Below are 5,000 nucleotides of genomic sequence, written 5' to 3' on the forward strand. Positions count from 1 at the left end.
GTCCCTGACCGTGCGAGTTCGAGTCTCGCCGACCGCACCATCTATTTTCATTTGAACTTTGTTGAGATTGTTTCATAGCTTAAATATTGTTTTAAATATTTTAAGAAAAAGCTACGCTGAGCATAACTCAGCGTTTTTTATTTACTTTTTATCCCCTTGTCCCTTCTCAGTTGACAACTTGTTGTATTGAGACTTACACTATTTATAAATATTTTAAAAAGAAATTAATTTCTTCTTTAGAAAGAGGTGCATGACTCATGTCCGCAGAAGCGTTGCAAACAGCGTTGGCGAAATTAAGGGATGCTGGGGTGCGGATGACTCCTCAACGTCATGCGATTTTAAGTTATTTGTTAAAGACGATGTCTCATCCGACAGTTGATGAGATATATAAATCGCTGGAGGAGAAATTTCCTAATATGAGCGTGGCTACTATATATAACAATCTGCGTGTTTTTAAAGATGTTGGATTAGTGCGGGAATTGACATATGGGGATGCTTCCAGTCGTTACGATGCAAATATGAATGAACACTATCACGCAGTTTGTACAAACTGTGGAGCGGTAAAGGATTTTTATTATCCTTCGCTTGCTCAAGTTGAAAAAGAAGCTGCCAAAGCTACAGGTTTTGAAGTTTCTTCCCATCGATTGGAAGTTTATGGATTGTGTGAAGATTGTCGCATTAAACAGTAACTATATAACTTCTTGAGGGTGTTTATATCTAGGATTTATGATGAGAATACGCCCCTTCTTCTTGCGCTCGTGTTGTCTTTCAGCGAATAAGTTTGGTGTGCTTACATCTTCGAACCAAGAGCGGTGCCCGCAAAACTGCTAGCTCATTCAAGATGGAGATTGCCTAAGTTCACTATTTTGTTTTTGGACGCTTCGATATTGAATAAAAAGGGAAGGCATATTCCTCACTCTCTAAATAATAATTGTTGGATAGTCAACAACTCTGATAACGTCTTACTAAGCTTCTTTAAAGCGTAAAAATAAAAAATTCTTACAAATAGAAGCTTGCTACGTAGTTCATCCGAGCAAGCTTTTATTTGTAATTATGTTGTTTGGCGGTTACCTGGAGCATCGGCAGGGTCGAGAGATAACATTTGTTTGCAAAACATGCACTCATCTCGCATTCCGACAATTTTGGTCACCTTGCCGCATTTTGGGCAATATACTCGAGTAGCTTTTGTAGAAACTAATCCCAACCATATGTACATAACAGTACTCCCTATGATGCTGAGGAAGCCAAGGACTAGAAAAAACGCCATAATAATCGTATTATCAGCAAACCATGGGCCTAAAAACCCGACGAAAGCAGCATAACCAATGTACATAATAATAACACCAATAAAAACCATTCCAAGGGCAAGGGTTCTCAGCTTATTTAGTTTTCCCGAAAATAACATTTTTCGTCCCTCCTGTAGGCTTTCTTCGAAATTATAGCATAATTTCCAAAAAAAAAGCCTCCTCAAATAGATGAGGAGGATAGTTAGTACCTCAGGAAGAGTAAAAGAAATGTACATAAATTATATTAAATTATCATTAACACTATGTCAATGGTGAAAGGTTAATTAAGAACTGATGTCGAAATAGAAAATATAAGATCGTTTTTTGTAATATTATCTAAGATTTATTTACTGTGCTGTTTATAGTAGTAAACAGAAAAAGAGACATTTGTTTGTATAACCAAGAAGTAGGCAACATTTATTCGTTATATAACTATCGTTTATTCTGCGATCAAATAAACCAAATGAAAGCTTCGTTATTACAAATTTCTTCATTAAAGTTGCGACATCGTTTGGATTACTGGTTAGATATAAGCTCATTGATTCATTGACGGTGTAAAAAATAAATATTGACTGATAACTAATCTTTATGATATATTTTTATTTGTCTCTGTTAAAAAAATGGGGCAAATATGGAGAGTTTGGAAAAAAGTTTTTTAAAAAAGGTATTGCAAAAAAACAATTGATTTGATAGAATGAAAAAGTCGCCGCTGAAACGCGGTGGCAATGAAAAAGAAGTTCCTTGAAAACTGAACAGTGACACTCGTTTGTGTGCGAGGTAAATATCCCATGAAAGTGAAGGTCAGCTTCAAAGTTGATTTCAGGCACTTTTATGGGGCCCGAAAAACATTCTTTACTTTATTGGCTAGCTTACGAGCTTGCGTATCAATCTTCAACTTTTTTGGAGAGTTTGATCCTGGCTCAGGACGAACGCTGGCGGCGTGCCTAATACATGCAAGTCGAGCGAACCGATGGAGTGCTTGCATTCCTGAGGTTAGCGGCGGACGGGTGAGTAACACGTAGGCAACCTGCCTGTACGACCGGGATAACTCCGGGAAACCGGAGCTAATACCGGATAGGATGCCGAACCGCATGGTTCGGCATGGAAAGGCTTTTGAGCCGCGTACAGATGGGCCTGCGGCGCATTAGCTAGTTGGTGGGGTAACGGCCTACCAAGGCGACGATGCGTAGCCGACCTGAGAGGGTGAACGGCCACACTGGGACTGAGACACGGCCCAGACTCCTACGGGAGGCAGCAGTAGGGAATCTTCCGCAATGGACGAAAGTCTGACGGAGCAACGCCGCGTGAGTGAGGAAGGTCTTCGGATCGTAAAACTCTGTTGTCAGGGAAGAACCGCCGGGATGACCTCCCGGTCTGACGGTACCTGACGAGAAAGCCCCGGCTAACTACGTGCCAGCAGCCGCGGTAATACGTAGGGGGCAAGCGTTGTCCGGAATTATTGGGCGTAAAGCGCGCGCAGGCGGCTTCTTAAGTCAGGTGTGAAAGCCCACGGCTCAACCGTGGAGGGCCATCTGAAACTGGGGAGCTTGAGTGCAGGAGAGGAGAGCGGAATTCCACGTGTAGCGGTGAAATGCGTAGAGATGTGGAGGAACACCAGTGGCGAAGGCGGCTCTCTGGCCTGTAACTGACGCTGAGGCGCGAAAGCGTGGGGAGCAAACAGGATTAGATACCCTGGTAGTCCACGCCGTAAACGATGAGTGCTAGGTGTTGGGGAGTTCACCTCCTCAGTGCCGCAGCTAACGCAATAAGCACTCCGCCTGGGGAGTACGGCCGCAAGGCTGAAACTCAAAGGAATTGACGGGGACCCGCACAAGCGGTGGAGCATGTGGTTTAATTCGAAGCAACGCGAAGAACCTTACCAGGGCTTGACATCCCGCTGACCCCTCCAGAGATGGAGGTTTCCTTCGGGACAGCGGTGACAGGTGGTGCATGGTTGTCGTCAGCTCGTGTCGTGAGATGTTGGGTTAAGTCCCGCAACGAGCGCAACCCTTGTCCTTTGTTGCCAGCATTCAGTTGGGCACTCTAAGGAGACTGCCGTCGACAAGACGGAGGAAGGTGGGGATGACGTCAAATCATCATGCCCCTTATGTCCTGGGCTACACACGTGCTACAATGGACGGTACAACGGGCGTGCCAACCCGCGAGGGTGAGCCAATCCCTAAAAACCGTTCTCAGTTCGGATTGCAGGCTGCAACTCGCCTGCATGAAGCCGGAATCGCTAGTAATCGCGGATCAGCATGCCGCGGTGAATACGTTCCCGGGTCTTGTACACACCGCCCGTCACACCACGAGAGTTTGCAACACCCGAAGTCGGTGAGGTAACCTTTTGGAGCCAGCCGCCGAAGGTGGGGCAGATGATTGGGGTGAAGTCGTAACAAGGTATCCGTACCGGAAGGTGCGGATGGATCACCTCCTTTCTACGGAGTCTCGGCACGCACGAGTATTCACTGTTCAGTTTTGAAGGAACTTCGTTCCTACAAAAAGAAAATATGAAGACGACCGATGAAAACATACAATGTTTTGTTGGAATGTCGGTGTTTTCATTTGCATTCTGGGGGCATAGCTCAGCTGGGAGAGCGCCTGCCTTGCAAGCAGGAGGTCAGCGGTTCGATCCCGCTTGCCTCCACCATACGATGTCTGGTGACGATAGCGAAGGGGTCACACCTGTTCCCATCCCGAACACAGAAGTTAAGCCCTTCAGCGCCGATGGTACTTGGGCGTATGCCCTGGGAGAGTAGGACGTTGCCAGGCTGGAATGAACGTATCTTTTTTGTTTGTGAGTTTTGCCTGTAAACAAAAAGTACGTACTCATTCTAAACCCATCATAGAAGTTGTACCTTGAAAACTGGATACAGAAGAAACACGCGCAAAACAAGGATTCCATAAAAGAAACCCTTCAATGTGGTTAAGCTACGAAGGGCGCACGGTGGATGCCTTGGCGCCAGGAGCCGATGAAGGACGTGGCAAACGACGAAACGCTTCGGGGAGCTGTAAGCAAGCGTTGATCCGGAGATGTCCGAATGGGGAAACCCACTTCCCGTAATGGGGAAGGACTCCTGCCTGAATCCATAGGGCAGCGAGAGGCACACCAGGGGAACTGAAACATCTAAGTACCCTGAGGAAGAGAAAGCAAATGCGATTCCCTTAGTAGTGGCGAGCGAACGGGGAACAGCCCAAACCGGAAGGTTCGCCTTCCGGGGTTGTAGGACACTCTATACGGAGTTACAAAAGGATGAGGTAGAAGAATCGATCTGGAAAGGTCAGCCATAGAAGGTAACAGCCCTGTACTCGAAACTTCATCCTCTCCTGAGTGGATCCTGAGTAGGACGGGACACGGGAAACCCCGTCTGAATCCGGGAGGACCATCTCCCAAGGCTAAATACTCCCTGGCGACCGATAGTGAACCAGTACCGTGAGGGAAAGGTGAAAAGCACCCCGGAAGGGGAGTGAAACAGAACCTGAAACCGTGTGCCTACAACTAGTCGGAGCACTGTCTATGTGTGACGGCGTGCCTTTTGTAGAATGAACCGGCGAGTTACGGTTGCGTGCAAGGTTAAGGCGGATAGGCCGGAGCCGCAGCGAAAGCGAGTCTGAACAGGGCGCATGAGTACGTAGCCGTAGACCCGAAACCGTGTGATCTACCCATGTCCAGGGTGAAGGTGCGGTAACACGCACTGGAGGCCCGAACCCACG

General features: G+C 46.8%; 2 protein-coding genes, 2 tRNA genes and 3 rRNA genes (2 of these 7 running past the window's edge). 6 read left to right on the top strand and 1 reads right to left on the bottom strand.

Annotation, left to right across the window (positions count from 1 at the left end; translation table 11 throughout):
* Together K3F53_RS03545 and K3F53_RS03550 are read left to right on the top strand one after the other, a co-directional pair.
* Positions 1-40: transfer RNA gene (locus K3F53_RS03545), tRNA-Leu, on the top strand (it extends 46 nt beyond the left edge of the window).
* Between the two features lie 217 nt (positions 41-257).
* Positions 258-689 (top strand): Fur family transcriptional regulator, encoded by a 432-nt coding sequence (locus tag K3F53_RS03550; protein WP_057899781.1) that lies wholly within the window; start codon positions 258-260, stop codon positions 687-689.
* Between the two features lie 362 nt (positions 690-1,051).
* On the opposite strand, the gene K3F53_RS03555 is transcribed toward K3F53_RS03550, so the two are convergent.
* Positions 1,052-1,405, bottom strand: a complete 354-nt coding sequence (locus K3F53_RS03555) for a DUF2614 family zinc ribbon-containing protein (RefSeq protein WP_057899780.1) — start codon at positions 1,403-1,405, stop codon at positions 1,052-1,054.
* Positions 1,406-2,183: 778 nt separating this feature from the next.
* Here K3F53_RS03555 and K3F53_RS03560 point away from each other — a divergent pair.
* From K3F53_RS03560 to K3F53_RS03575, 4 genes are all read left to right on the top strand, one after another.
* Positions 2,184-3,724, top strand: a 16S ribosomal RNA gene (locus K3F53_RS03560).
* Positions 3,725-3,860: 136 nt separating this feature from the next.
* A tRNA-Ala gene (locus K3F53_RS03565) sits at positions 3,861-3,936 on the top strand.
* A gap of 7 nt (positions 3,937-3,943) precedes the next feature.
* A 5S ribosomal RNA gene (gene rrf / locus K3F53_RS03570) occupies positions 3,944-4,058 on the top strand.
* Positions 4,059-4,210: 152 nt separating this feature from the next.
* Positions 4,211-5,000, top strand: a 23S ribosomal RNA gene (locus tag K3F53_RS03575); it runs 2,146 nt beyond the window's last position.
* Together the 16S, 23S and 5S rRNA genes with 1 tRNA gene alongside form the textbook arrangement of a ribosomal RNA operon.

The sequence above is a fragment of the Aneurinibacillus thermoaerophilus genome (genome assembly GCF_019603355.1).
Classification (GTDB): domain Bacteria; phylum Bacillota; class Bacilli; order Aneurinibacillales; family Aneurinibacillaceae; genus Aneurinibacillus; species Aneurinibacillus thermoaerophilus.